The sequence below is a fragment of the Streptomyces sp. NPDC091209 genome (assembly GCF_044757755.1).
Lineage (GTDB): Bacteria > Actinomycetota > Actinomycetes > Streptomycetales > Streptomycetaceae > Streptomyces.
On the sequence record NZ_JBIVVR010000006.1, the window covers coordinates 1 to 25,365 of the forward strand.

Sequence of the window (25,365 nt, forward strand, 5' to 3'; positions counted from 1 at the left end):
TGACAGCAGAAGTCCGTGCTTCCGGCGGCAATAGTGCTCACCTCCTGGCGGCTACGGAACCAAGCATTCCCCGGCTCCGTAGCTCCCATTAGGCGTCTATCGGCCCGCCCTCGGCCCGCCCTCATGCCGTCCTCGGACCGCCCTCAGGCCACCGTGAGGCCGCTGATCCGGGTGGCGGTGCGGGTGCCCGAGACCTCGATGTCGAGTGCCTGCCGGATCCCTGTCGCGACGGCCGGATGCACGGGCAGCGCGAGATGGCCGACCCCGCTCACGCGGACGTTCTGGGCGAGCAGGTCGGGATGCTCGACGCAGGCCGTCTCCAGCGGGTCCATCAGATGGTCCAGATCGCTCCAGAAGCTGACGAACTGCGTACGGCAGCCCGGGGCGGGCCCGGTCAGTTCCTCGATGACGGCGGAACCGGGACGCATCTGCCGGACGATCGGGTGCGCGTTCATCAACGGGGCGACGCGGGTGCCGGAGTGCGGCGTGCCGAGTGTGACGAGCGTGCGGACGTGGGTGTCGCCGCCGAGACACTGCACGTAGTAGCGCGCGATCAGTCCGCCGAGGCTGTGCCCGACGATGTCCACCCGCTCATGACCCGTGCGCTCGCAGATCTCCTCGATGTGCCGGCCCAGCAGCTCCGCCGCGGTGCGGATGTCGCACGTCAGCGGCGAGTAGTTGAGGGACTCGATGTGCTGCCTGCCGTGCTGGGCGAGGTTGCGGCGCAGCAGGAGGAAGACGGAGCGGTTGTCGATGAAGCCGTGCAGCAGGACGACCGGGGGTTTGGCCTCGGTGGGAAGCTGCGCGGTGACGCCGGGTGCGGGGAGCGGGTGTCCGCTGCGGCGTTCCTGGGTGATGCCGGAGGGGTAGAGCAGGAGGTGCCCGGCCAGGATCGCCAGCTCCAGGGCCGTCGCCTTCAACAGGGCCACCGAGAGTCCCGCCAGTTTCGTCGGAAACAGGCGCTGACAGAGGGGCAGAAAGGGCGACGCAGCCTCAGTGACCTTCATGGCCGACCTCCAGTCGGCACGCGGGAGGACCACTCCGTCCCCCGTGTGCCCTAGTGGAAAGCCGAGAGGTCGGCGACGGCGGAGGCCGACGGCGCGTCCACGGCGTGTGAGACCGGTGACGCTACGGAGTGTTGGGCCGAAGGGGGCGGGATACGATGCCGACCCCGGCTCCGCGACGGGCCGCCGCGCTGGGTGCGCGTGCGTCGCGTCGTGGCGTGGAGTCGTCTTCGTGTTCCCGTGGTCCTCTTGCCGGCGTCGCTCCCCGCTGTCGTGCCGTCGCCGATGTGCCCCACCACCATGCCGTCCCGCTGACGACGCGAGGGTGTGGCCACCTGATCGCGGCTCTTCTTGCGCCTGCTCCGGCCGTGGCCCGTACGCCGCGGTTTCCTGCGGCGCCAGTGCCGCGATACGGAACCGTGCGCGGCGAACTTGTCCCAGTGTGTGATTTCCCCCTCGGTCGCCACCACGAAACTGCCGGTTGCGGGATGCTGGCGATAACGTTCGTTCACTTCGCCGGCCGAAAGGGCTCGGGGCGCTTGTGCCGCTTGGCGCGATCGGTGTTCCGGAGCGATCCGGTGTGGCGAGCGGAAAATTGAGCGATATGTGTCGATGGTCAGTAGTCGGCGCGGTCGACAGCTGCCCGCTGGTGACGGCGGGTAGTCAGTACTGGTCAATCGGTGAATTATCGATCGGTCGGCGGCGGCCGTCGGCGGCCGTCGGCCAGTTCGGTCCGTCGGTAGTCGTAGGCATGTGTCGGCAGTCCTCGTCGGTGCAGGTTGATGTAGTCGGTTCATGGAGGCAGTGATGGGTGTGGCAGCCGGTCCGATCCGCGTGGTGGTGGCCAAGCCGGGGCTCGACGGCCACGATCGCGGGGCCAAGGTGATCGCGCGGGCGCTGCGCGACGCCGGTATGGAGGTCATCTACACCGGGCTTCATCAGACCCCCGAGCAGATCGTCGACACCGCGATCCAGGAGGACGCCGACGCGATCGGCCTGTCCATCCTCTCCGGTGCCCACAACACGCTCTTCGCGGCGGTCATCGCCCTCCTCAAGGAGCGTGAAGCCGAGGACATCAAGGTCTTCGGCGGCGGCATCATCCCCGAGGCGGACATCGCTCCCCTCAAGGAGAAGGGCGTCGCGGAGATCTTCACACCGGGCGCGACGACGGTGTCGATCGTGGAGTGGGTACGAGCGAACGTCCGGCAGCCGGCCGGCGCGTAGCCCCCGGTCACCTCTGCCGCTCCCCCCGGACACGGACGCCCTCGGCATTCTCCGGCGCCGTAGAACTCCGGCGCCGTAGAACTCCGGCGCCGTAGAACTCCGGCGCCGTAGAACTCCGGCGCCGTAGAACTCCAGCGTCGGAGAACTCCAGCGTCGGAGAGCTTTGGGCTCTCCGGGTTCCTTGGTTCCCCGCACCCTCCGACGTCCGGGAGCGGGGCGCTCTGGGACGCCCAGCGGGACGGGGACGCGGGGTGCGCCGGGATGGCGGCGAGCCGCGTCTCCGCCCGGCCTGGGATGCCGGGCGGACCGAGATGGCGTGCGGTCCGGTACGTCGTCAGGGCCGGGGCGCCGAGCAGTCACGGCCTGGCGCGATCTGCGACGCCGGGCGATCCCGGACGGCGCAGGGACCTGGACGCCGGGAAATCCCGAACGCCGACTGCGCCGAGGCACCACGCGGGGCGGAAGTCCGGTTGCGTCGGGGCGCTGCGTGGGGGCGGGACGTGGCTGGGTCGGGGGTGCCGCGTGGGTCGTGGCGCCGCTCGGGTCGGGGGTGCCGCGTGGGTCGTGGTGCCGCTCGGGTCGGGTGTGCCGCGTGGGTCGTGGCGCCGCTCGGGTCGGGGCGGCCCGTGGGGCATGGCGCTGGTCGGGTCGGACGGCCCGTGGGTCGGTGTGGCGCGGGGTGGCCGCGGATGCGGGCGGGGCCGGTGTCGCCGCCGCGCAGGCTCATGGCTCCGTGAGCTCGGCGGACATCGTAGCTCTGAGCCGCAAAGTCGTCACGAGGCGCTGAAACGCCTCGGCCCAGTAGCCGCCGGCTCCCGGTGCCGCGTGCTCGGACTCGTCGGGGACCGAGGTGAGACCCTCGAGCCGCCCTGCCTCCGCGGGGTCGAGGCAGCGTTCGGCCAGCCCCATCACGCCGCTGAAGCTCCATGGATAGCTGCCCGCGTCCCGCGCGATGTCGAGCGCGTCGACCACCGCCCGTCCAAGAACCCCCGCCCAGGGCACCGCGCACACACCGAGCAGCTGGAACGCCTCGGACAGTCCGTGCGTACCGATGAAGCCGGCCACCCACTCGGCCCGCTCCCCGGCGCCCAGGGTGGCGAGCAGTTTGGCCCGCTCGGCCAGGGAGACCGCCCCAGGCCCGCCGGCCTCCGGAGCGGAGGGTGCCCCCAGGAGCGCCCTCGACCACCCGGGGTCGCGCTGCCGCACCGCCGCCCGGCACCACGCCGCGTGCAGCTCCCCCTGCCAGCCGTCCGCCACCGGCAGGATCACGATCTCCTCGGGCGAACGCCCGCCGAGCCGCTCCCGCCAGGTCCCGAGCGGCGCCGCTTCGACCAACTGGCCCAGCCACCAGGACCGTTCACCCCGGCCGGCCGGGGGCTTCGACACCACCCCGTCCCGCTCCATTCCCGCGTCGCACTCGTGCGGAGCCTCCACGACGATCACCGGCGTGTCCCCGGTGTGGTCGACGGCCACGCACGAGACGGCTCTGGCCGCCATCCGCGCGGCGAGCGCGGAACCCGGCAACGCGGACAGCAACTCGGCCGCCGTCGCCCGGACATTGCGGCTGCGGTCGGCCAGGGCCCGCTCCAGGAAGGGTTCGTCCTCGGCACCCAGCCCGGACCGCAGCGAGTCGAGGAACATCAGCCGGTCCTCGGCTCGCTCCGTCGCCCAGGTCGTGATGAGCAACTCGCGTGCTGCGGTGGGATCCTTGGCCCGCACCGCCGCCAGCAGCGCTACCCGCTCGGCGAACAACCCTTCCTGCCACAGCCGTTGTACGTGTTCGGCCTCGTCCGGTCCCGGCAGCGCGGCGCCCCCGCCGGGCGAGGCGCGCAGCGCGAACCGCCACTCCGGGTTCAGTCGGGCCAGCCACAGCGCCCGCGGTCCGGCGAAGGCGAGCGCCGCGGGACGCAGGTCCGTGCGCCCCCGGGCCGCGTCGAGAAGGGCCGGAAGGGTCTGCGGGGGTGCGGCGAATCCGCGCGCGTTCGCCATGGCCAGCCACTGGGGCAGCAGCTCCATGAGGTCGGGCGCCGCCCCTCTGCGGCCACCGCCGCCTGCGCCGGGCCGGTCCGTCAGCAGCGTCGCGAGCCTGCGGGCCGCGGCGGGCGGCAGAGCGGTCCGCGGGTCCGGCGCCGCGGGCTCCGGACGGGCCGCCGCCGGAGTGGGCCGGATTCCGGCCCGTCTGCGCACGGTCTCCACGGCGGCCGCGTCCAGCAGCGCCACCGGTGCCTGCTGCCCGGGGTGGCGCCCCGGAGGCGTACGTCGCTCGGTCCCGAGCAGCGCCACGGTGACGAGTTCCTCCCAGGAACCGCCGACGGGCGCGCCCGCCGAAGCCGAGGTCGTGTTCATGGGCGTCCTTTCCGTAAGGGGGGCATCAGCGGCTGTCGGCCGTCGCACCGGCCCAAACACCGGTCGTCACGTCAGTTGTCACGTCGACCGTCACGGCGGTGGTCGGGGCGGTGAGTGGGGTGGCAAGTGGGCGGAGGGGCGGACTGACGAGTGGGCGGACGAGGGTGATGGCTGCGGTCAGCACAGCGGCACCGCCTCGCTCTCCCCCTGCGCCCATGCCGTCAGCGGCGTGAAGCCGCGGTGGCCGCACTCGCCGAAGACCGTGACCGGGGTGCCGCCCGACAGGGCGATCAGACGCCACAGATCGGGACCGGACCGCGCCGAAGGACTGAGAGGAAGAGCCAACTCGCCATCGAAATCGGCGAGTTGCCATGAGTCGCCGTCCGGGGCCGGGACGACCCGCTCCAGGGTGACCGGGTAGGAGTCCAGCCAGGGGTCGGTGCGCAGGGCCTCTCCGTAACGGGCGGCGGCCTCGGACGTGGTCAGCCCCTCCGGCCGGATCGCCGAGGGCGCCGGAGGAGTGAACCGCTCGCCCAGGGCCGCTCGAAGCTGCCCGGCGCCCGGGTACCCGGACAACTCCGCCTCGAAGGCCAGTCCCACCGGGAGCGCCGGTTCGGGTGACCGGCCGGCCGCACCGTAGGAGAGGAGCAGGGCCGTGCGGCCGGACTCCGCGCCGTAGAGCCAGATCCTGCGCGTGATGAGCCGGGCGTCAGCCGTGTCGTACTGCGCGAGGACCAACCAGCGGTCGCGCACCGGCGGGCCGTCCGCCGAGCCGGGGAGCCCCACGCGGGAACGGACCGTCGCGGCCAGGCCGTCCGGCAGCCGCTCCCGCCGCAGCCAGCCCTGGTCGAGCAGGTGGAGCAGCGCGCACTCCTCCAGCAGCCGCACCGGCCAGCCCGGTCCCGATGAGGGGATCGCGCCCAACTCCCGTACACGCGCCGCCAGACCGGGTGCCTGCGCGTCGACCATCCGGGCCGCCGTCTCCTCCCACATCCCGTACCCCGCCCGCTCGGCGGAGGCGAGGCCGCCGCGCAGCAGATCCGCGAGCCGCTGCTCCAACTCGGCCGTCCCCGCGGTGATCCGCTCGGCCCGCCGCTCCGCCCTGCGCCGCGCCGCCTCGGGATCACCCGGCGAGGAGGCTCCAGATCCCCCGCCCGGCGCATTCCTGTCTTCCGCGCGCTTGCGCCTTCCCTCCAGCCACTGGGCGGCCCAATCCGGCGCCTGCCCGGACGGCACCGCGTCGTCCGCGCCCGCCCAGAGCAGCAGCAGTCCCAGCGCGTGCTTGCACGGGAACTTCCGGCTCGGGCAACTGCACTTGTAAGCGGGACCCGTCGAGCCCGCGATGTCGATGACCGTCTGATACGGCTTGCTGCCGCTTCCCCTGCACAGTCCCCATACCGTCCCCTCCTCAGTACTGCCCGCCTCCGACCACGGACCGGCCGCGCCGAGCTTGCTCCCCGCCTTGCGTGACGCGACGTCAGGCGCCAGTGCCAGCACCTGATCCGCCGTCCAGCGCACCGCCTGCTGTGTCATGCCATCGAAGGTAGGTCCCGCCACTGACAATCGATCCCGGCGGGCATGTTTGCGCAGGTCAGAGCGCATTGTCAGTGGCGTGGTGCACGGTGGAACCAGATCCGAACCGGCCGAGCTGGAGGGGGACCGAGCCATGTCCGTGACCGTTGAACCGACGTCCGTTCACACATCCGCGGAAGAGAGGGGGGCGAGCGTGCCGAGCGAGGTGCTGCGGCCGCACGCCGAGCACGCCTTCGCCGCCGAACTCGCCGCGCTCGCCGAGCAGGACGACCGGCCCCGTCCGGAACGCTGGCTGCTGTCACCCTGGGCCGTGGCCACCTATCTGCTGGGCGGCACACTGCCGGACGGCACCGTGATCACCCCCAAATACGTGGGACCGCGCCGCATCGTCGAGGTCGCCGTCACCACGCTCGCCACCGACCGGGCGCTGCTCCTGCTCGGCGTGCCCGGCACCGCGAAGACCTGGGTGTCCGAGCATCTTGCCGCCGCGGTCAGCGGCGACTCGACGCTGCTCGTGCAGGGCACGGCCGGCACGCCCGAGGAGGCCATCCGGTACGGCTGGAACTACGCGCAGTTGCTCGCGCACGGGCCCAGCCGGGACGCTCTCGTGCCGAGCCCCGTCATGCGGGCCATGGCCGAGGGCATGACGGCCCGCGTCGAGGAACTGACCCGCGTGCCCGCCGACGTACAGGACAGCCTGATCACGATCCTCTCCGAAAAGACCCTGCCGATCCCGGAGTTGGGCCAGGAAGTGCAGGCCGTGCGCGGCTTCAACCTGATCGCCACGGCCAACGACCGCGACCGCGGGGTCAACGAACTCTCCAGCGCCCTGCGCCGCCGTTTCAACACGGTGGTGCTGCCGTTGCCGGAGAGTGCCGACGCCGAGGTCGACATCGTCTCGCGCCGCGTCGACCAGATCGGCCGCTCCCTGGACCTGCCCGCCGTCCCCGAGGGCGTCGAGGAGATCCGTCGTGTCGTCACCGTCTTCCGGGAGCTGCGCGACGGGATCACGGCCGACGGGCGGACGAAGCTGAAGTCGCCCAGCGGCACGCTGTCCACAGCCGAGGCGATCTCCGTCGTCACCAACGGCCTCGCTCTGGCGGCCCACTTCGGCGACGGTGTCCTGCGCGCGAGCGATGTCGCCGCCGGCATCCTCGGCGCTGTGGTGCGCGACCCCGCCGCCGACCGCGTCATCTGGCAGGAGTACCTGGAAGCGGTCGTCCGCGAGCGTGACGGCTGGAAGGACTTCTACCGCGCCTGCCGCGAGGTGAGCGCGTGAACGCGGAACGGGACGCCGGGCCGCCCGCGCCGGAGCACGGAGTGACCGCCCGGGGCGCGGGGCCGCTGCTGCTCGGCGTACGGCATCACGGGCCCGGGTCGGCGCGGGCCGTGCGGGCCGCGCTGGAGGCCGCGGCTCCCCGGGCCGTCCTCATCGAGGGGCCGCCCGAGGCGGACGCGCTCGTCCCGCTGGCCGCCGACAAGGACATGCGGCCCCCGGTGGCGCTCCTCGCCCATGTCGTGGACGAGCCCGGCAACTCCGCCTTCTGGCCGCTGGCCGAGTTCTCACCGGAATGGGTGGCGATCCAGTGGGCCCTGGAGCACGGAGCGGCGGCCCGTTTCATCGACCTTCCGGCGGCCCACACCCTGGCCTGGGAGAAGGGGGAGAAGGACGAGGCGAACCCGGAACGGGACAAGCCGGGGAGCCCGCCTTCCCCGACCCCGACCCCGCCAGGAGATTCCGGTCCGTCGGTTGATGTCGGTCCTGCGGGCGATGTTGATCCGGCGGGCGATCCTGGACGGCCGGGCACGGCCGGTGATGGCGACCGTTCCCTCGACGTGGAGGCCGTGCGGATCGACCCCCTCGCGGTGCTCGCCCAGGCGGCCGGTCACGACGACCCGGAGCGCTGGTGGGAGGACGTGGTCGAGCACCGGGCCGGGACGCCGGGCGATCCGTTCGCCCCGTTCGCCGTGCTGGAGGCGGCCATGGGGGCGCTGCGCGAGGTGTACGGGGTCGGGGGACACGACCGGGACCTGGTGCGCGAGGCGTACATGCGGCTCCAGATCCGGGCGGCACAGCGCGAGTTCGGGGACGACGTGGCCGTGGTGTGCGGGGCCTGGCACCTGCCCGCGCTCCGGCAGCGGACCACGGTCGGCGCGGACCGGGCGCTCCTCAAGAACCTCCCCAAGGCCAAGGTCGACCTGACCTGGGTGCCCTGGACACACCGTCGGCTCTCCCGGGTCAGCGGGTACGGGGCGGGCATCGACTCGCCGGGCTGGTACGGCCATCTGTTCAGCGCCCACGACCGCCCCGTCGCGCGGTGGATGACCAAGGTGGCCCGGCTGCTGCGCGACGAGGACCGGGGCGTGTCGTCGGCCCATGTCATCGAGGCCGTGCGGCTGGCCGACACCCTCGCCGCGATGCGCGGTCGCCCGCTCCCCGGACTGACCGAGACCACCGACGCCGTCCGGGCCGTGATGTGCGAGGGCTCGGACGTCCCGCTGGCGCTGGTGCGCGACCGGCTCGTGGTCGGGGATGTGCTGGGAGAGGTGCCGGAGTCCGCCCCGGCGGTGCCGCTGCAGCGGGACCTCACGCGGTGGCAGCGGCGGCTGCGGCTCAAGCCCGAGGCACGGGAGCGGGAAGTGGAGCTCGACCTGCGCAAGGAGACCGACGCGGGGCGCAGCACGCTGTTGCACCGGTTGCGGCTCCTGGGTGTCGCGTGGGGCGAGCCCGCGATGTCCCGCGGCAGCACGGGCACCTTCCGGGAGACCTGGCGGCTCCGCTGGGAGCCGGAACTGTCCGTGCGGGTCGCCGAGGCCGGCGTGTGGGGCACGACGGTTCCGGCCGCCGCGACGGCCAGGGCCGAGGCGGATGCCGTCGGCGCGCCGTCACTGGCCGATGTCACGGCGCTCGCCGAGCGCTGCCTTCTCGCCGAACTCCCGGACGCGCTGCCCGTGGTGATGCGGGTGCTCGCCGACCGGGCCGCGCTCGACGCGGACGTGGGCCACCTCGCACAGGCGCTGCCCGCGCTCGTCCGCTCCCTGCGCTACGGCGACGTACGCGGCACGGACACCCACGCCCTCGCCGATGTCGCGGCCGGCCTGGCCGAGCGCGTCTTCGTCGGACTCCCTCCGGCCTGCGCCGCCCTCGACAGCGACGCCGCCGAGGAGATGCGCCGCCACGTCGACGCCGTGCACGGGGCGGTGGGACTGCTGGGGGAGGCGACCGCGGGAGCCGCGTCGCCCGGCGACGGAGCTGCGGCCGGGGGCATCCGCGGGCGCTGGCACTCCGTGCTGCGGGTGCTTGCCGCGCGGGACACCGTGCCCGGGGTGGTCAGGGGGCGGGCGGTTCGCCTGCTCCTCGACGAAGGGGAGCTGGCGCAGGAGGAGGCCGCGCGGCTCATGGGGCTCGTGCTCTCACCGGGGACGGAGCCCGCGGACGCGGCCGCGTGGATCGAGGGCTTCGTCGGCGGGGGCTCCGGCGGCGGCATGCTGCTCGTGCACGACGAGCGGCTGCTCGGACTGGTGGACGCGTGGCTGACCGGGGTGCCGGCGGAGGCGTTCACCGATGTGCTGCCGCTGTTGCGCCGCACGTTCTCGGCGTACGAGACGGGGGTGCGCAGGACGTTGGGTGAACTCGTCCGGCGCGGTCCGGCGCTGCGGGCGGATGCCGAGGTCACCGGCTACGGCTCCGGGATCCCCGGATTCGCCGTCGGCCTCGACAGCGAGCGCGCTGACGCCGTACTGCCGTTGCTGAGCCTGCTGCTGGGACTGGGCGAGTCCGGTGACGCGGAGAAGAGAGCGGAGGACCGGAGCGACGGCGGGGACGGGCGGAGTGACGGCGGGGAGGACCGGAGCGACGGCGGGGACGGGCGGAGTGACGGCGGGGAGGACCGGAGCGACGGCGCGGACTCGGCCGACCGGACCCGCCACGGCAACGACCACGGCCACGGCAACGACCACGGCAACGACCACGGCCACGGCAACGACCACGGCAACGACCACGGCCACGGCAACGGCCACGGCCACGGCCACGACCGCGGCAACGACCGCGGCGACGACCACGATCTTGTGAGGGCGGCTCCATGACCGAGGCGACGGTGGGCGCCGGCGACGAGCGGCTGCGGCGATGGCGGCTCGTCCTCGGCGGCGAGGAGGCGGACGGCACCGGATGCGTGCTCTCCGGGCGGGACGCCGCCATGGACGGGGCGCTGGGCGCGCTCTACGGCAAGGGGGGCAACGGGAGCAAGGGGCAGTCGGGGCGGGACCGCTCGGCGGGGCTCGGGGCCTCGGCACCGTCGGTCGCGCGCTGGCTCGGCGACATCCGGACGTACTTCCCCTCCTCCGTAGTACAGGTGATGCAGCGCGACGCCATCGACCGCCTCGGGCTCTCGGCCTTGCTCCTGGAGCCCGAGATGCTGGAGGCGGTGGAGGCCGACGTTCACCTGGTGGGCACCCTCCTCTCCCTCAACAAGGCCATGCCGGAGACGACGAAGGAGACCGCGCGGGCCGTGGTGCGCAAGGTCGTGGAGGACCTGGAGAAGCGGCTCGCCACGCGCACCCGGGCCACTCTCACCGGCGCCCTCGACCGCAGCGCCCGGATCAGCAGACCCCGCCACCACGACATCGACTGGAACCGCACGATCGCGGCCAACCTGAAGCACTACCTGCCCGAGTACCGCACGATCGTGCCCGAGCGGCTGATCGGTTACGGGCGTGCCTCGCAGTCGGTGAAGAAGGAGGTCGTCCTCTGCATCGACCAGTCGGGGTCGATGGCGGCGTCGGTCGTCTACGCCTCCGTGTTCGGTGCCGTGCTGGCCTCGATGCGGTCCATCGCGACCCGGCTCGTCGTGTTCGACACGGCCGTCGTCGACCTCACCGACCAACTCGACGACCCGGTCGACGTCCTCTTCGGCACCCAGCTCGGCGGCGGCACGGACATCAACCGGGCCCTCGCGTACTGCCAGTCGCAGATCACCCGGCCCGCCGACACGGTCGTCGTCCTCATCAGTGACCTTTACGAAGGCGGGATACGCGACGAGATGCTGAAGCGGGTCGCGGCGATGAAGGCGTCGGGCGTGCAGTTCGTGACGCTGCTCGCGCTGTCCGACGAGGGGGCGCCCGCGTACGACCGTGAGCACGCGGCGGCGCTCGCGGCGCTCGACGCGCCGGCGTTCGCCTGCACACCCGATCTGTTCCCCGAGGTGATGGCGGCGGCGATCGAGAAGCGGCCGCTGCCGATACCGGACACCCGGTGAGAAGGGGCGGGCGGCGGACGACCGGCTGCCGTCGGGTGATCGACTTCGCGGGTCCATGGACCCGGACGGCCGATCGCCGGCGGATCCACCCGACCGGACCCCGCGCGGGGGCCGGGCGGTCCCCCGAGGGGGTGGGGGCCACCCGCGAGGGGCGCTCAGTGGCTGTTCAGAGGGGCCTCACCGGGTAATCCCCGGCCTGGTGAGGAGCGGTCCGGGGCCGTTCTGTGACAGGTATCACCGCTGAGGTGTGATCTGCGATTTAGGGACCCGCGTCCCACGGCGATAACCTGCGAGACGGACATGCCGCGCACCCGGACATCGTGTGCGCCACCCTTGTGACAGCGGACGTCACGTTGCCCTTCGCGGCACGCCCACGCATCCAACGAACCGCGAGATCACTGATAGGGACGGACGCGCGTGGACCTGTTCGAGTACCAGGCGAGGGACCTCTTCGCCAAGCACGGTGTACCGGTGCTGGCCGGTGAAGTCATTGACACGCCTGAGGCAGCCCGCGAGGCGACCGAGCGTCTTGGCGGCAAGTCCGTCGTCAAGGCCCAGGTGAAGGTCGGTGGCCGCGGCAAGGCCGGCGGCGTCAAGCTCGCCGCCACCCCCGACGAGGCCGTCGCCCGCGCGACGGACATTCTCGGTATGGACATCAAGGGCCACACGGTCAACAAGGTGATGATCGCCGAGACCGCGCCCGAGATCGTCGAGGAGTACTACGTCTCGTACCTCCTCGACCGCACGAACCGCACCTTCCTCGCCATGGCGTCCGTTCAGGGCGGCGTGGAGATCGAGGTCGTCGCGGAGGAGAACCCCGACGCCCTCGCGAAGGTCCCGGTCGACGCCAACGAAGGCGTGTCGATCGAGAAGGCCCGCGAGATCGTCGCCCAGGCGCAGTTCCCGGCCGAGGTGGCCGAGCAGGTCGCCGAGATCCTGGTGACGCTGTGGGACACCTTCATCAAGGAGGACGCCCTCCTCGTCGAGGTGAACCCGCTCGCCAAGGTCGTCTCCGGCAAGGTCATCGCCCTTGACGGCAAGGTGTCGCTGGACGAGAACGCCGAGTTCCGTCAGCCGGACCACGAGGCGCTCGTCGACCACGCGTCGGCCAACCCGCTCGAGGCCGCCGCCAAGGCCAAGAACCTCAACTACGTCAAGCTCGACGGTGAGGTCGGCATCATCGGCAACGGCGCGGGTCTCGTCATGAGCACCCTCGACGTCGTCGCGTACGCGGGTGAGAACCACGGCGGCGTGAAGCCGGCCAACTTCCTCGACATCGGCGGCGGCGCCTCCGCCGCGGTCATGGCGAACGGCCTGGAGATCATCCTCGGCGACCCGGACGTCAAGTCCGTCTTCGTCAACGTCTTCGGTGGCATCACCGCCTGCGACGAGGTCGCCAACGGCATCGTCCAGGCGCTCCAGCTCCTCGCCGACAAGGGCGAGGAAGTCACCAAGCCGCTGGTCGTGCGTCTCGACGGCAACAACGCCGAGCTGGGTCGCAAGATCCTGTCGGACGCCAACCACCCGCTGGTCCAGCGCGTGGACACCATGGACGGCGCGGCCGACAAGGCCGCCGAGCTCGCGGCTGCGAAGTAAGGGACGAGGGACTAAACAGCCATGGCTATCTTCCTCAACAAGGACAGCAAGGTCATCGTCCAGGGCATGACCGGTGCCACGGGTATGAAGCACACCAAGCTCATGCTCGCGGACGGGACGAACATCGTCGGTGGCGTGAACCCGCGCAAGGCGGGCACGTCCGTCGACATCGACGGCAACGAGATCCCCGTCTTCGGCACGGTCGCCGAGGCCATGGAGAAGACCGGCGCCAACGTGTCCGTCCTCTTCGTGCCGCCGGCCTTCGCCAAGGCCGCCGTCGTCGAGGCGATCGACGCGGAGATCCCCCTCGCCGTCGTCATCACCGAGGGCATCGCCGTCCACGACTCCGCCGCCTTCTGGGCGTACGCGAAGTCGAAGGGCAACAAGACCCGCATCATCGGCCCGAACTGCCCCGGTCTCATCACCCCGGGCCAGTCCAACGCCGGCATCATCCCGGGCGACATCACGAAGCCGGGCCGCATCGGCCTGGTCTCGAAGTCCGGCACGCTGACGTACCAGATGATGTACGAGCTCCGTGACATCGGCTTCTCGTCCGCCGTCGGCATCGGTGGCGACCCGGTCATCGGTACGACGCACATCGACGCGCTCGCCGCGTTCGAGGCCGACCCCGACACCGACCTGATCGTCATGATCGGCGAGATCGGCGGCGACGCCGAGGAGCGTGCGGCGGACTTCATCGCGAAGAACGTGACGAAGCCGGTCGTCGGCTACGTCGCCGGCTTCACCGCGCCCGAGGGCAAGACCATGGGCCACGCCGGCGCCATCGTCTCCGGCTCCTCCGGCACGGCCGCCGCGAAGAAGGAGGCCCTCGAGGCCGCGGGCGTCAAGGTCGGCAAGACGCCGACCGAGACGGCCAAGCTCGCGCGCGAGATCCTCGCCGGCTGAGCTGTCGCCCGACCGAACGCCGGTGGGCCCGCACCCTTCGAGGGTGCGGGCCCACCGGCGTTCTCGCGCTCCGGACGTCAGCGGATCTCCGGGACCATCCGCTCCGGGCCGCTCACCTCCTGGGACCTCAGCTTGGCGCGGAGCCTCAGCTCCGCGGCGGAGAGCGGCCCGGGGGCGGCCCGCGGCGGCAGCCCGCGGATGGTCTCCGGCGGGGAGAGGGGGGCCACGTAGTGGTCGGGGGCCGTGCCCAGCGTCAGGGCGGTCACCCCGATCAGCAGGACCGTGAACGCGATGGCCGCCCGGGTCCACTGCTGGGCCCGGCGCTCGCCGTACCAGCGGACCGTGCGGGGTTTGGCCGCGCGCAGCCGCTCCGCGCTCGCCAGTTCGGCGAGCCGCCAGTGCAGATCCTCCGGCGACGCCAGCTCCGGCAGCCGTGCGGCGACGGCCTCGCGCGCGTGCAGCACCCGGTTGGCCGCAGCGGGCGTGCTCGCCTCCGTCTCGGCCGCGGTCTCCGGCAGTCCGAGCCCGACTCCGTCGTACAGCAGCAGCGTGCGCCGGTACACGGGCGGCAGTTCGAGGAGTACGTCGAGCAGCGCGCGGTCGTCGGCGCCGGCGGGCGGTGCCTCCGGGTGCCGGTAGCGCGGGCGCAGCCGATGCCAGGGGGAGAGCGCGTACTCGTAGGCCGCCGCGCGCACCCATCCGGCCGGGTCCCGGTCCACGGCCACCTCGGGCCAGCGGTACCAGGCCTGCTGGAACGCGCGTTCCACGGACTCGCGGGCCAGTTCGCGCCGCCCGGTCAGCAGATAGGCCTGTCGTACGAGGGCGGGGGCACAGAACGCGTAGAGCGCGTCGAACGCCTGATCGGGGGTCAGTGAGGGCTCGGCGAAATAGGCGTCCCCGTCCTCGGTGAGCGACCGCCCGGCACCGGCGAAACGATTCCGCTCCCGGGTGGCCCGCTCCCCCCGATCGGTGGCCCGCTCCCCCTGCTCGGCGGGCGGGGCCTCAAGCGCCGTCCCGGCCCCCGTTCCCACGCCCGTCCCCGTCCCCGCCCCGGCCCCCGCTCCCACCAGCTCGGGAGCGATGTCCTCCTGACGGGCGTTCACCTCGGCCCGGGTGTGGGCCGGCTCGGCGGCGAGCAGTCTCGCGTACGCTTCCCGCTCGCTGCCGCGCGGCGCCGAACGGCCGGATTCCCACGAGCGCACCGTCGCCCGGCTGACGCCCAACCGGGTGGCGACGTCGGCCTGGGTCAGTGACCGGTCCTCGCGCAGACGGCGGCGCTCCTTGGGCGCGGGCAGCGGGGTGGCGGGGCTCTGTGTCATGTCGGATCCCCCAGGGTGCCCCTTCGTACGGAAAAGTACATAACTGCATATTGAGCGACACATCCAGGGTTCGCCTGTTACGACGGGAAAGCGCGTGTCGTTGGGAACATGAGGGTCGTGACCCAAATCACCGACCGCAGGCTCTCGTTGTCGCCCCTGCTCACCCGGCTGCGTGACCGATCACCCGGACTGGCCGCGAGCCTCCTGGGCGGCGCGCTCGCCGCGGGGCTCGGACTCGGCTCCTGCGCCGTCCTCGTCATGGTCCTGTGGATCAGCTCGCCGTACCCGGACAGCGGGCCGGGCAGTGCGCTGCATGTCGCCGCCGCGCTCTGGCTGCTCGCCCACGGCGTGGAGTTGATCCGCACCGACACCCTGTCCGGCCTGCCGATGCCGGTGGGCGTGACCCCGCTTCTCCTGCTCACCCTCCCGGTGTGGCTGCTGCACCGGGCCGCGCGGGAGGCGGCCGATGCCACGTCGGGAGCGTCGCCGCGCACGGCGTGCTCCGGTGTCGTGGCCGGCTATCTGTCCGTCGGCTGGGCCGCCGCGCTGTACGCCTCGGGCGGGACCCTGCGCCCTTCCTGGGCCTGGGCCGCCGTCTGTCTGCCGGTTCTCGCGATGACCGCCGCGGGAACAGGGGTCTGGACGGCGTACGGGCGCCCGTGGGGGCAGAAGCCGTTCTGGGGGAAACGGGCCGTGCGCGTGCTTCCGCTCACCGGAACGCGTCCGGTCCTGGCCCTACGCCGTCTCGTCGCCGCCGACGACCGGGTGCTCGGCGGAGCCGCGCGGGCCGCCGCGGCCGGGGTCGCGGTCCTCGTCGGAGGCGGGGCCCTGCTGGTGGCGGCGTCGCTGGTCTGGCACGGGGACACGGCTCGCGCCTCGTTCGTCCAGCTCAGCGGCGTGTGGTCGGGCCGGTTCGCGGTCCTGCTGCTGTGTCTGGTCCTGGTGCCGAACGCGGCGGTGTGGGGGGCGGCGTACGGGCTCGGGCCCGGTGTCGTCCTGAGCGCCGGTCATGTCGCGGGACCGCTGACCGCGTCCGTTGCCGGAACCCGCACGCCGACCGATCCGCTCCCCGCGTTCCCGCTGCTCGCGGCGTTGCCGGGGGAGGGCTCCGGGGGGCCGCCGGCCTGGCTGAGCGGGCTGGTGCCGGTGGCCGCCGCGGTGACGGTGGCGTGGTTCGTGGTGAAGGCGGGGGCCGTACGGGGGACCCCGGGGCGGCAGGAGCCCTGGCCGCTCGGGCGGACGGTGGTCGTCGTCGCACTCGCCGCCGGGTGGTGCGGCATCGCGCTCGGTGTGCTCGCCGGGCTGGCCGGGGGGCCGCTGGGAGTCGGCGCCCTGACCCATTTCGGGCCGGTGTGGTGGCAGGTGGGACCCGCGACGGCGGTGTGGACGGCGGTCGTCGGGATTCCCGTCGCCGTGGGCACGGCCGAGTGGAGGGGCCGGGGGCTCGGGGAGGCGAAGGGTGTGGGTGCCCGCCGGGAGACGCGCGGAAGCGGGCGGGCTTCCCGGCTGCGGATGCCCGTCTGGATGCCGGGGCGCAGGAACACCCCCTCGATGCCGGTGCCGACACCCCTCCCCATGCAGGCGTCGCCGTCCACAGCGGCCCGGGTCGAACCCGCGGTGCTGGAGTCCGTCCCTGAGGACGTCGGCCCGTTCGACCCCTATGACCCGTACGACGCCTACGACCCGTACGACTCCGACGAGCCGTACGACCTTGTGCCGGGGGAGGCCACGGCGGTCGGGTGGCACGAGGAGACGAGGGAGACCCGCTGGGAGGCCCTCAAGAAGGCGAGCGGGTCCGCCGAAGGGGAGGACCTGGAGGACCCGGAGGACGCGGACGACCGGGGAGGCCGGGGAGGCATGGAGCGCGGGGAGGACTTCGAGCGCCCGGAGGAGCGGGGGGCTTGAACCGGCGGCGGGGCCGGGCCGGGGAGCCGGGCGGTGGACCGGCCTCCTGCCGGGTGGTGGCCCTGGCAGGAGGCCGGTGGTCAGCGGCGCCTCGTCAGTTGTGGGTGCCCAGCAGTCCGCGCAGATCCTTCGGGAGAAGGTCGTTGCAGGACTGCTTCGATGCGGTCGTCAGAGCGTCGTTCGTGCAGGAGTAGTAGTCGCTGTAGACAAGGTGGGCGGTGAAGATCCCGGCGACCAGCACGAGGGCCAGCGACGCGGTGACCATGCCGCTGACCGCCGCGGTCATCTGGGGGCGCATGTTCGGGTCGGGCGCCGGGGCGTCCGGGTCCGGCGTGCGGGCCTTGGAACGGAGCGCGCTGCCGCCCCAGTACAGGGCGAGCGTGCCGAGCAGCAGGGCCACGTACGGCCAGCCGAACAGGACGAAGAAGAACGCCCACATGCCGGAGAGCAGCGCGTAACGGGCGCGGCGCTGGGCCGGGTCCGTCGGGTCCCAGCGCATGCCCCCGCCCGGTGTGCCGCCGGGACCTTCGGGTCCGCCCTGCCCCTGCCCCTGCGGCGCGCCGGGCCGGTCGCCGAAGCCGCCGCCGCCGGAGGGGCCGGGCTGCCGGTCGCTCCACTGGCTGCCCCAGGGGGAGTGCCCCGGAGCCTGCTGCCCGTCCTCGCCGTTCTCGCCCGAGTCCTGTCCGTGCCCCTGCCCGCGCCGACGCGGCTGCCAGGGCCGGTCGGGTGTCCCCTCCGGCGGCGGCGCGAACGGATTGTCGTCCTGGTTCGAGGGGGCCGACGGGCCGGACGGGGAGGTGCCGGGCGCGTCGGGTCCGCGCTCGCCCGACGGGCCGCCGCTTCCCCCCGCCGAGCCGCCGCCGTTCCCGTCCGCGGAGCCGGGTCCTGTGGAGCCGTCCCCGCCCGGCCTCGGCGGGGTGGACGAAGGGCGCCGCTCGCGCAGCAGGAGCGGAGGGAGTCGGAGACTGCGGTCCGGCATCAGGTGAGCGTCTTCCCCTTGGTGGTTCTGGCAGGCGGCGTGTCCACACAGCTTCGCGCTCGTGACGCGCGCCCCGAGCCGGTCCTCCCGGGCTGACGCCTCGGGCCGGTCCGCCCCGGACTGACGCCCCGAGCTTCGCACTCCGGACTCGCGCCCCGAGCTTCGTACCCCCGGACACGCGCTCCGGATGTCTCCGGGGCCCGTGCCGCAGGTGGTGCCGGGGCCGTGCCCCGGTCGTTCGTCCTCGTCCCAGGTCAACGTCCCGCGCGCACGTGGCGTTCCCCGTGCCGGAGCCGTTCCCGGGTGGATCCTCCCCAGACGCTACCTTCCGGCCTCGCCCCCGTCCCGTGGGGGCCGCCCGGTGTGCCGGTATCGTTGCTGACGGTCGGCCGCTTCGTAGACTTCCCCGTATCCCGGGGCGCGAAGCATTCGTACGACCGTACAAACGCTCCCCCGAGAAAGGGCCCCCTCGTGGCCAAGACCAAGCGCCTCGTCGTGCTGGTCTCCGGATCAGGTACGAATCTGCAGGCACTGCTCGACGCCGTCGCGGAGGCGGGGCCGGCGGCCTACGGTGCCGAGATCGTGGCCGTCGGTGCCGACCGGGACGGTATCGAGGGGCTCGCGCGGGCCGAGCGGGCCGGGCTCCCGACCTTCGTGTGCAAGGTCAGGGACCACGACAGCCGGGACGAGTGGGACCAGGCGCTCGCCGAGGCGACCGCCGCGTACGAGCCCGATCTCGTCGTGTCCGCCGGGTTCATGAAGATCGTGGGGAAGGAATTCCTCGCCCGGTTCGGCGGACGGTTCGTCAACACCCATCCCGCGCTGCTCCCCAGTTTTCCCGGCGCCCACGGCGTCCGCGACGCGCTCGCGTACGGAGCCCGGGTCACCGGCTGCACCGTCCATTTCGTCGACGACGGGGTCGACACCGGACCGATCATCGCCCAGGGCGTGGTCGAGATCCGCAACGAGGACGACGAGAGCGCTCTGCACGAGCGCATCAAGGAAGTCGAGCGAAGGCTGCTCGTCGATGTCGTGGGGCGGCTCGCCCGCAACGGCTATCGCATTGAGGGACGAAAGGTAGTTATCCAGTGACCGCCGACAGCACAGTCACGGCCGAGAGCACCGAGGGCACCAAGCGGGTCATCCGGCGCGCGCTCGTCAGCGTGTACGACAAGACCGGTCTCGAAGAGCTGGCCCGCGGGCTGCACGCGGCCGGCGTCGAGCTCGTCTCCACCGGGTCCACCGCCGCGAAGATCGCCGCGGCCGGTGTGCCCGTCACCAAGGTGGAGGAGCTGACCGGCTTCCCCGAGTGCCTGGACGGCCGGGTCAAGACCCTGCACCCGAAGGTCCACGCCGGGATCCTCGCCGATCTGCGCCTCGAGAGCCACCGGCAGCAGCTCGCCGAACTCGGCGTCGAGCCGTTCGACCTCGTCGTCGTCAACCTGTACCCGTTCCGGGAGACGGTCGAGTCCGGGGCGACCCCCGACGAGTGCGTCGAGCAGATCGACATCGGCGGCCCCTCGATGGTGCGCGCGGCTGCCAAGAACCACCCCTCCGTCGCCGTCGTCACCAGCCCCGACCGCTACGGCGACGTCCTCTCCGCGGTCCAGGACGGTGGCTTCGACCTGCGCACCCGCAAGCGGCTCGCCGCCGAGGCCTTCCAGCACACGGCCGCGTACGACGTCGCCGTCGCCTCCTGGTTCGCCTCCGACTACGCGCCGGTCGACGACTCGCAGTTCCCCGACTTCCTCGGTGCCACCTGGGAGCGCGCGCACACGCTCCGCTACGGCGAGAACCCGCACCAGCCCGCCGCGCTCTACACCTCCGGCACGGGCGGTCTCGCCGAGGCCGAGCAGCTGCACGGCAAGGAGATGTCGTACAACAACTACACGGACACGGATGCCGCGCGCCGTGCCGCGTACGACCACGAGGACCCCTGCGTCGCGATCATCAAGCACGCCAACCCGTGCGGGATCGCCGTCGCGTCGAACGTCGCCGAGGCGCACCGCAAGGCGCACGCCTGTGACCCGCTGTCCGCGTTCGGCGGTGTGATCGCCGTCAACCGGCCGGTCACCAAGGAGATGGCCGAGCAGGTCGCGGAGATCTTCACCGAGGTCATCGTCGCGCCCGAGTACGAGGACGGCGCCCTCGAAGCCCTCACCAAGAAGAAGAACATCCGCGTGCTGCGGGCCCACAACGCCCCCGCCGCCCCCGTCGAGATCAAGCCCGTCGACGGCGGCGCGCTGCTCCAGGTCACCGACCGGCTCCAGGCCCCCGGCGACAACCCGGCGAGCTGGACCCTGGCGACCGGTGACGCCCTGAGCGAGGGCGAGCTCGACGAGCTGGCCTTCGCGTGGCGCGCCTGCCGCGCGGTGAAGTCCAACGCCATCCTGCTCGCCAAGGACGGCGCCTCGGTCGGCGTCGGCATGGGCCAGGTCAACCGCGTCGACTCCGCGAAGCTCGCGGTCGAGCGGGCCGGCGCCGAGCGTGCCCGTGGCTCGTACGCCGCCTCGGACGCGTTCTTCCCGTTCCCCGACGGCCTGGAGATCCTCGCCGACGCGGGCGTCAAGGCCGTGGTCCAGCCCGGCGGCTCGGTCCGCGACGAGCTGGTCGTGGAGGCCGCGAAGAAGGCCGGCGTCACGATGTACTTCACGGGGACGCGGCACTTCTTCCACTGAGCACGCCGGCCGGACCGAGCACGCCGGCCGGACCGAGCACGCGACGGCAAAGAGGCCTCCGGCCCTCCCCGAGGAGGGCCGGAGGCCTCGGCCGTACGACAGCGGTCAGTTCTGGATGACCATCGTGCTGGCGGCCTTGTCGTGCCAGCCCTGCTGACGGCCCGACTTGTCCCAGAACGGCGACAGGTAGACCACGAGCTGGCCGATGCCGCAGACCAGGCCTCCGACGAGCGGAATGATCCAGCGGATGAACGCGGAACCGAGGCCCGGCTTCTGGCCGGTGTCGGCCTTCACCACGCGTATGCCGACGGCGAGCTTGCCGAGGGTGCCGCCGACCAGACCGGTCATCAGCCACTCGTAGAGCAGGCCGACGATGGCGAGGATGCCGATCACGGCGCCGAACTTGGCGACGATGTCGGAACTCGCGTTGTTGATGCAGGTGTTGTAGTCGGCGGCGTTGGGGTCACAGTTCTTGGCGGCGCCGACGGAACCGGCCACGCCCACGACTCCGAGGATCGCGTAGATGATGAAGAAGGCCACGGCGTCGATCGCGCGGGCGCCGAACCGGCGTCCCATCGACGCGACCCGCGGGCCGACCGGGAAGCCGTAGCCGGGCTGGCCCTGTTGCGGGTAGCCGTACCCCTGCTGCGGGACGCCTCCCGGGGCCTGCGGGTAGGGCGGCTGGCCCTGCTGCGGGTAGCCGTACCCCGGCTGGGGGTTCTGCTGCTGTCCGTACGGGTTTTCCGGCGCGCCGAAAGCCATGGCGAGATTCCTCCGTTGCAAAAGCGGGGACGAATGCGGATTGCGCGGAGGAACGTGACGATATAAGCGGTTTGCCCCCCAACACTGACCGCGATACTGCGTCGTTCATCGTGATCGGATGGGCGCATATTGTCCAGATGGGGAGATGAGCTGTTGTGTAGTCGCAATCTGCTTGATCACGACCCCGAGCGGTGATATCGCCTCGCCGCGTCCAGGGGTGCCCCGGATGGGAACCCGGATTGGAACAAGGACCCCGTCATCCGGGAGGATGGGGTCATGACCGCCCAGATTCTCGATGGCAAGGCCACCGCAGCCGCGATCAAGTCCGACCTGACCGTCCGCGTGGCGGCACTGAAGGAGAAGGGCGTCACGCCCGGCCTCGGGACGGTGCTGGTCGGGGACGACCCCGGAAGCCAGAAGTACGTCGCGGGCAAGCACCGCGACTGCGCCCAGGTCGGCATCGCCTCCATCCAGCGCGAACTGCCCGCGACCGCGACGCAGGAAGAGATCGAGGCGGTGGTCCGCGAGCTGAACGAGGACCCCGCCTGCACCGGCTACATCGTCCAGCTGCCACTCCCCAAGGGCATCGACGAGAACCGCATCCTGGAACTGATGGACCCGGACAAGGACGCGGACGGCCTGCACCCGATGAACCTCGGGCGTCTCGTCCTCAACGAGCCCGCCCCGCTGCCCTGCACCCCCAACGGCGTCCTCACGCTCCTGCGCCGCTACGGCGTGGAGATCAAGGGCGCCGAGGTCGTGGTCGTCGGCCGCGGTGTGACCATCGGGCGTCCGATGCCGCTGCTGCTGACGCGGCGCAGCGAGAACGCCACGGTCACCCAGTGCCACACCGGTACCCGTGACCTGTCCGCGCACCTCAAGCGAGCCGACATCATCGTCGCCGCCGCGGGCTCCGCGCACCTGATCAGGGCCGAGGACGTGAAGCCGGGCGCCGCCGTCCTCGACATCGGTGTCTCGCGCAGCGCCGAGGGCAAGATCGTCGGCGATGTCCACCCGGACGTCGCCGAGGTCGCCGCCTGGATCTCCCCGAACCCGGGCGGGGTCGGCCCGATGACCCGCGCCCAGCTGCTCGTCAACGTGGTGGAAGCGGCGGAACGCAGTGTCGGCTGACGGCAACACCCCCGAGTCCGAGGACGGCGCGTCGCGCGGTGCGCGAGGTGCCGGCACCGAGGCGGCCGTACGGGAGGCGGAGAGCGCCTTGCGTGACGCCGTCACCGGAGCACGTACCTCTACCTCTGCCTCGGGCGCCGGCACCTCTGCCTCCGCCTCGACGGGAACCGGGGCGGGGGGCCGCTCCGGGGCACGGGGCGCGGACGGCCGGGCGACCGGGCCCGGGGCTGCGCGTGCCGGGGCCGCCGGGCGGACCGAGTCCGAGAAGGAGACCGAGATCGAGGCCGAGCTGAAGGATGGGGCGGGAGCCGGAGTCGGAGCCGCAGCCGGGTCTGTGGCTGAGGCCGGGGCCGGGAGCCGGTCCGCGTCCGAGGCCGGGGCTGGGGCCGGGGCTGGGGCCGGGGCTGCGTCCGAGGCGGAGGCCGGGTCCGGTGCTGAGGCTGACGCCGGTGCCGACGTCGACGTCGATGAGCTGGACGGGGCCGGCTCGCGGGACGCGATCAGCGCGCCCGACGCCGAGGGGAAGCCGCGGCGGACCACGCGGCGCTTCCCGCTGTTCACCCGCGACACCGCGCGGCCGGAGGGCGGCGGCCGGGCGGCGTCCGGGGACGCCCCGGCGCCCGCGCGTCAGTGGCCCATCCTCACCGTGCTGTCGGGCGTCGCGCTCGGCCTGCTGCTCACCGCGCTCGACGTGTTCCGCGTCGGCACGATCCTGATCGGCGCCGCGCTGCTCGCGGGCGCCGTGATGCGCTGGATGCTGCCCAGCGTCGGCATGCTCGCGGTTCGATCCCGCTTCACGGACATGCTCACGTACGGCGTCCTGGGCACCGCCATCGTGGTGCTCGCGCTGATGGCCCAGCCCAACCCGATGCTGGAGATCCCGTTCCTCGACGACACCCTGCACTTCACGGTGCGCTGACCGCGGACGACTTCCGCGTGTGTGCGGGTTCGCCCGCGCGTGCCGACGGCCCGTCTTCCCCCTAGGGGGAAGACGGGCCGTTTCGTTCCACCTGACGCCCCTTGCCTGGGTCCGGGTGCTTCGGGGACGACAGCGGCCCGTCCTCTCCCCCGAGTCAAGGACGGGCCGCGATCGGGCGAGTGTTCCGCCCTGGGTCAACCCTTGTGCATGGGAACGGCCTGTTCAACAGCCGGCAGTCCGCTGTGGCACGGAAGTGACCATTCCGGTACGGTGTGCGCGCTGTACGACGGGAACCGCCCAACTCCGTCCCGTGGGGCGGCCGTTGTGGCACTGCCATCTCGCCGGTGCCGGTGGAACACTGGACCGTGGTCCGGCGGGCGTGCAACGGTGCATGCTCCGGCTCAAATGCTCCCGTGCGCCCCCATATCGGGAACTGAGATCCCGACCGAGCGCATCCCTGTGGGTAGCCAGAACGGGGACTCGGCGGAGACGGGGGTACCCCTCCGTTCGAGGCGGGGCCGGGAGTCCGGGAGCCACACGCGGGAAACGGTTGTGCACGTACGGGGGGAAGTGGGGGGAAGAATGCCTCGTTGGAAGGCGTTGCCGGATGAACTCGATCCGCAGGTCAAGGAGTTCGCCAGTCAGCTGCGACTGCTCGTCGACCGGAGCGGGTTGGGCATCGCGGCCGTGGCCGACCGCACGGGCTACAGCAGGACGTCCTGGGAGCGGTACCTGAACGGCCGGCTCCTCGCGCCCAAGGGTGCGATCGTCGCGCTGGCCGAGGTGACCGGGACCAGCCCCGTGCATCTGGCGACCATGTGGGAGCTGGCCGAGCGTGCCTGGAGCCGTTCGGAGATGCGCCACGACATGACGATGGAGGCGATACGAATATCCCAGGCGCGGGCCGCGCTGGGGGAGTTCGGGCCGTCTCCGGCGAAGGGGAGCGGCGGGCGGCGGCAGTCGGCCCGGCAGAGTGGCGGCGCGACCGCCGCGCCCGGGGTCGCGGAACCGTCGGGGGGTTCGCCGGCGGCACCACCGTTCCCGTCGTCCGGACGCCCGTCCGGGTCTCCGTCGGTGCCGGTGCAGCCGACCGGGCGGGACGGGGGCGAGGCCTCGTCCGCGCGTGCGTCGGCCGGTTCCGGTGGGGCAGGGCGGGCCGGTGGCGGCTGGGGGGCTGTCGCGTCACCGTCCGGCGGGGGCGGGCGGTTCGGTCCGGCGGCGCCGGTGGGGCCGGTGCGCGCCGGTGGGGGGCCGGAGCCGCAGGACGTGCGGCCCGTCGGTGCCGGGTCGGGGGCGGACGACGCCGCGCGGCGGAAGCGGCGGCTGACGATGTTTCTCGCCGGGGTGGTGGGCGCGCTGGTCGTCGTGGCGGCCGCCGTCTACCTCACACGGGGCGGGGAGAAGAAGGACGCGGGAGGTACGCCGAGGACGGCGGCGACCTCGGCCAGTGCCCAACCCGATCTGCCGCCCGGGGTGAAGTGCGCTGGGGCCTCCTGCACCGGGAAGGACCCCGAGAAAATGGGCTGCGGCGGTCAACTGGCCAGGACCACGACCAGCGTGACGCTGGGGACCACGCTGGTGGAGGTGCGGTACAGCAAGACGTGCGGGACGGCCTGGGCCCGTATCACGCAGGCGGTGGTGGGGGACCGGGTCGAGGTGTCGTCGGGGGGCGCGGCGAAGCAGACGGCCGCGGTGGACCGGGCCGCGGACGCGTACACGCCGATGGTCGCGGTGAAGGACGCCGGTGACGCGAAGGCGTGCGCGACGCTGAAGTCCGGTCGGAAGGGGTGCACTCCGTAGCGGGGGCG

18 protein-coding genes are annotated in these 25,365 nt (G+C 72.7%); 12 read left to right on the forward strand and 6 right to left on the reverse strand.

Annotation, left to right across the window (positions count from 1 at the left end; translation table 11 throughout):
* Positions 1 to 143 precede the first annotated feature (143 nt).
* Positions 144 to 1,007, reverse strand: a complete 864-nt coding sequence (locus tag ACIQRL_RS18335) for an esterase/lipase family protein (protein ID WP_401332440.1) — start codon at positions 1,005 to 1,007, stop codon at positions 144 to 146.
* 804 nt (positions 1,008 to 1,811) lie between these two features.
* Here ACIQRL_RS18335 and ACIQRL_RS18340 point away from each other — a divergent pair.
* Complete coding sequence (locus ACIQRL_RS18340) at positions 1,812 to 2,228, forward strand: cobalamin B12-binding domain-containing protein (RefSeq protein ID WP_151469153.1); 417 nt, start codon at positions 1,812 to 1,814, stop codon at positions 2,226 to 2,228.
* Between the two features lie 723 nt (positions 2,229 to 2,951).
* On the opposite strand, the gene ACIQRL_RS18345 is transcribed toward ACIQRL_RS18340, so the two are convergent.
* Together ACIQRL_RS18345 and ACIQRL_RS18350 are read right to left on the reverse strand one after the other, a co-directional pair.
* Positions 2,952 to 4,574, reverse strand: a complete 1,623-nt coding sequence (locus ACIQRL_RS18345) for a DUF5691 domain-containing protein (RefSeq protein ID WP_401332442.1) — start codon at positions 4,572 to 4,574, stop codon at positions 2,952 to 2,954.
* Positions 4,575 to 4,751: 177 nt separating this feature from the next.
* Positions 4,752 to 6,107 (reverse strand): SWIM zinc finger family protein, encoded by a 1,356-nt coding sequence (locus ACIQRL_RS18350; RefSeq protein ID WP_401332444.1) that lies wholly within the window; start codon positions 6,105 to 6,107, stop codon positions 4,752 to 4,754.
* Between the two features lie 133 nt (positions 6,108 to 6,240).
* Here ACIQRL_RS18350 and ACIQRL_RS18355 point away from each other — a divergent pair, with 133 nt between their 5' ends.
* The 5 genes from ACIQRL_RS18355 to sucD all read left to right on the forward strand — a co-directional run bounded on the left by ACIQRL_RS18355 (position 6,241) and on the right by sucD (position 13,864).
* Entirely contained in the window at positions 6,241 to 7,386 is a 1,146-nt protein-coding gene (locus tag ACIQRL_RS18355; RefSeq protein ID WP_401332446.1) for an AAA family ATPase, read from the forward strand.
* Between the two features lie 65 nt (positions 7,387 to 7,451).
* On the forward strand, positions 7,452 to 10,193 hold the full coding sequence (locus ACIQRL_RS18360; RefSeq protein ID WP_401333315.1) for a DUF5682 family protein: 2,742 nt from the start codon (positions 7,452 to 7,454) through the stop codon (positions 10,191 to 10,193).
* Positions 10,190 to 11,362 carry a VWA domain-containing protein gene (locus tag ACIQRL_RS18365; RefSeq protein WP_401332448.1) on the forward strand — a complete coding sequence of 391 codons (1,173 nt, stop codon included), beginning with the start codon at positions 10,190 to 10,192 and terminating at the stop codon, positions 11,360 to 11,362. Before ACIQRL_RS18360 ends, ACIQRL_RS18365 begins: the two co-directional genes overlap by 4 nt.
* A 417-nt stretch (positions 11,363 to 11,779) precedes the next feature.
* Complete coding sequence (gene sucC, locus ACIQRL_RS18370; RefSeq protein WP_401332450.1) at positions 11,780 to 12,958, forward strand: ADP-forming succinate--CoA ligase subunit beta; 1,179 nt, start codon at positions 11,780 to 11,782, stop codon at positions 12,956 to 12,958.
* Between the two features lie 21 nt (positions 12,959 to 12,979).
* On the forward strand, positions 12,980 to 13,864 hold the full coding sequence (gene sucD, locus ACIQRL_RS18375) for a succinate--CoA ligase subunit alpha (RefSeq protein WP_261705930.1): 885 nt from the start codon (positions 12,980 to 12,982) through the stop codon (positions 13,862 to 13,864).
* Positions 13,865 to 13,941: 77 nt separating this feature from the next.
* Here the strand turns inward: sucD and ACIQRL_RS18380 are convergent, their stop codons facing one another.
* On the reverse strand, positions 13,942 to 15,183 hold the full coding sequence (locus ACIQRL_RS18380) for a helix-turn-helix domain-containing protein (protein ID WP_401332452.1): 1,242 nt from the start codon (positions 15,181 to 15,183) through the stop codon (positions 13,942 to 13,944).
* A 108-nt stretch (positions 15,184 to 15,291) separates the two neighbouring features.
* Between ACIQRL_RS18380 and ACIQRL_RS18385 the strand changes: the two genes are divergently transcribed.
* Entirely contained in the window at positions 15,292 to 17,088 is a 1,797-nt protein-coding gene (locus tag ACIQRL_RS18385; RefSeq protein ID WP_401332453.1) for a DUF6350 family protein, read from the forward strand.
* A 94-nt stretch (positions 17,089 to 17,182) separates the two neighbouring features.
* On the opposite strand, the gene ACIQRL_RS18390 is transcribed toward ACIQRL_RS18385, so the two are convergent.
* The gene (locus ACIQRL_RS18390) at positions 17,183 to 18,067 is read right to left on the reverse strand and encodes a hypothetical protein (protein ID WP_401332455.1); all 885 of its coding nucleotides are present in this window, start codon (positions 18,065 to 18,067) and stop codon (positions 17,183 to 17,185) included.
* 471 nt (positions 18,068 to 18,538) lie between these two features.
* Between ACIQRL_RS18390 and purN the strand changes: the two genes are divergently transcribed.
* Both purN and purH read left to right on the forward strand, forming a co-directional pair.
* Positions 18,539 to 19,159, forward strand: a complete 621-nt coding sequence (purN, locus tag ACIQRL_RS18395; protein WP_401332457.1) for a phosphoribosylglycinamide formyltransferase — start codon at positions 18,539 to 18,541, stop codon at positions 19,157 to 19,159.
* Positions 19,156 to 20,745, forward strand: a complete 1,590-nt coding sequence (gene purH / locus ACIQRL_RS18400) for a bifunctional phosphoribosylaminoimidazolecarboxamide formyltransferase/IMP cyclohydrolase (RefSeq protein WP_401332459.1) — start codon at positions 19,156 to 19,158, stop codon at positions 20,743 to 20,745. Before purN ends, purH begins: the two co-directional genes overlap by 4 nt.
* A gap of 105 nt (positions 20,746 to 20,850) precedes the next feature.
* On the opposite strand, the gene ACIQRL_RS18405 is transcribed toward purH, so the two are convergent.
* Complete coding sequence (locus ACIQRL_RS18405) at positions 20,851 to 21,507, reverse strand: RDD family protein (RefSeq protein WP_401332461.1); 657 nt, start codon at positions 21,505 to 21,507, stop codon at positions 20,851 to 20,853.
* Positions 21,508 to 21,783: 276 nt separating this feature from the next.
* On the opposite strand from ACIQRL_RS18405, the gene ACIQRL_RS18410 reads away from it, so the two are divergent.
* The 3 genes from ACIQRL_RS18410 (at position 21,784) to ACIQRL_RS18420 (ending at position 25,357) form a co-directional block, all read left to right on the forward strand.
* Positions 21,784 to 22,638 (forward strand): bifunctional methylenetetrahydrofolate dehydrogenase/methenyltetrahydrofolate cyclohydrolase, encoded by an 855-nt coding sequence (locus ACIQRL_RS18410; protein ID WP_401332463.1) that lies wholly within the window; start codon positions 21,784 to 21,786, stop codon positions 22,636 to 22,638.
* Between the two features lie 472 nt (positions 22,639 to 23,110).
* Positions 23,111 to 23,557, forward strand: a complete 447-nt coding sequence (locus ACIQRL_RS18415) for a DUF3017 domain-containing protein (protein WP_401333318.1) — start codon at positions 23,111 to 23,113, stop codon at positions 23,555 to 23,557.
* 582 nt (positions 23,558 to 24,139) lie between these two features.
* A complete protein-coding gene (locus tag ACIQRL_RS18420) occupies positions 24,140 to 25,357 on the forward strand; it encodes a DUF2690 domain-containing protein (RefSeq protein WP_401332465.1) in 1,218 nt (405 codons plus the stop codon).
* Positions 25,358 to 25,365: the final 8 nt, after the last annotated feature.

Bases quoted from the DNA above. Each gene is read 5' to 3' on its own strand.
- ACIQRL_RS18335 (WP_401332440.1), bottom strand. From the start codon at position 1,007: ATGAAGGTCACTGAGGCTGCGTCGCCCTTTCTGCCCCTCTGTCAGCGC.
- ACIQRL_RS18340 (WP_151469153.1), top strand. From the start codon at position 1,812: ATGGGTGTGGCAGCCGGTCCGATCCGCGTGGTGGTGGCCAAGCCGGGG.
- ACIQRL_RS18345 (WP_401332442.1), bottom strand. From the start codon at position 4,574: ATGAACACGACCTCGGCTTCGGCGGGCGCGCCCGTCGGCGGTTCCTGG.
- ACIQRL_RS18350 (WP_401332444.1), bottom strand. From the start codon at position 6,107: ATGACACAGCAGGCGGTGCGCTGGACGGCGGATCAGGTGCTGGCACTG.
- ACIQRL_RS18355 (WP_401332446.1), top strand. From the start codon at position 6,241: ATGTCCGTGACCGTTGAACCGACGTCCGTTCACACATCCGCGGAAGAG.
- ACIQRL_RS18365 (WP_401332448.1), top strand. From the start codon at position 10,190: ATGACCGAGGCGACGGTGGGCGCCGGCGACGAGCGGCTGCGGCGATGG.
- sucD (WP_261705930.1), top strand. From the start codon at position 12,980: ATGGCTATCTTCCTCAACAAGGACAGCAAGGTCATCGTCCAGGGCATG.
- ACIQRL_RS18380 (WP_401332452.1), bottom strand. From the start codon at position 15,183: ATGACACAGAGCCCCGCCACCCCGCTGCCCGCGCCCAAGGAGCGCCGC.
- ACIQRL_RS18385 (WP_401332453.1), top strand. From the start codon at position 15,292: ATGAGGGTCGTGACCCAAATCACCGACCGCAGGCTCTCGTTGTCGCCC.
- ACIQRL_RS18390 (WP_401332455.1), bottom strand. From the start codon at position 18,067: ATGCCGGACCGCAGTCTCCGACTCCCTCCGCTCCTGCTGCGCGAGCGG.
- ACIQRL_RS18405 (WP_401332461.1), bottom strand. From the start codon at position 21,507: ATGGCTTTCGGCGCGCCGGAAAACCCGTACGGACAGCAGCAGAACCCC.
- ACIQRL_RS18410 (WP_401332463.1), top strand. From the start codon at position 21,784: ATGACCGCCCAGATTCTCGATGGCAAGGCCACCGCAGCCGCGATCAAG.
- ACIQRL_RS18420 (WP_401332465.1), top strand. From the start codon at position 24,140: ATGCCTCGTTGGAAGGCGTTGCCGGATGAACTCGATCCGCAGGTCAAG.